At 77.5% G+C, this 925-nt stretch carries 1 protein-coding gene; it reads right to left on the reverse strand.

The features are described 5' to 3' along the window. Positions 1-743 (reverse strand): four-carbon acid sugar kinase family protein (locus ABD067_RS25675; protein ID WP_343898281.1); only part of this gene is annotated, 743 nt, incomplete at its 3' end. Positions 744-925 lie beyond the last annotated feature (182 nt).

The following is a 925-nucleotide window of genomic DNA, read 5'->3' on the forward strand; positions in this document are numbered from 1 at the left end:
GCGGCGCCCGCCGGGCCGCCGTCCGGCAGTTCCAGCCGAGCGGCGCCGCAGGCGGCGAGTTGCCGCGCGGTGGCGCCCTGGTCCGAACCGAAGAGGCCGAGCACCGGCGCGCGCAGGCCGCGGGACGGCGGCGTCGCCGCGTCGCCGGCCAGCGCCCGCGCCAGACCGCCGCTGCCGCACCACAGCACCGGCCCGGCGGCCCGCCGCCCCAGCGTGGCGATGCGCGCGAGGTCCTCGTCGGTTTCGGCGTCGAAGACCGTCAACCCCGGCTGCAACGGCCCGTCCGGCCCTCCCCTGCGCACCGGCAATCCCTGCTCGGCGAAGGCGGCGACGAGGTCGCCGCCGACCGGCGTCCAACCATCCCCGGCGGCGCGGGCGAGTTGCCGCCCGCCGAGGGTGATCCGCCCCTGGTAGGGGAAAGCCGGCGCGAAGACGGCGTGCGCCCAGCCGCCCAGCCGGAAGCACGCCGCGACTTCGGCCAGCGCGCTGCCGCGCAGCAGGCTGTCCAGCTTCTTGTACGCGATGTCCGCCCCGCGCAGCGACGGCGCGAGCGCTTCGACGGCGGCCACCGCCTCGGCGGCCGCGCCCTCCCGCGTGCCGGTGTCGAGCGCGGCGCTAGGCGGCAGGGGCCCGGTGTCCGGGGCGCGCCAGAAAACCGGGACCGGCCCGGCGAGGCCGACGAACTCCGCCGCCGTGTCCAGGGCGCCGGTGAGGTCGTCGGCCATCAGGCGCAGCGTCGGCATCCGGGCGCTCCGGCCGCTTGTCCACGGGTGCGCCGCACCGGGGTCCTGCCCGGCTCGGCCGCGGGGCGTTTCCACCTCCTTGTTCCTCCCTCGCTGGCGGGGCAAGCCCCGCCCGTCCTCTGCGGGTCCACTTAAGAGGAACTGATGCTCTGTTGAAACCCTGGCCTGCCCTGGGGCGCTTG

The organism is Craurococcus roseus, from assembly GCF_039523795.1.
Taxonomy (GTDB): Bacteria; Pseudomonadota; Alphaproteobacteria; order Acetobacterales; family Acetobacteraceae; genus Craurococcus; species Craurococcus roseus.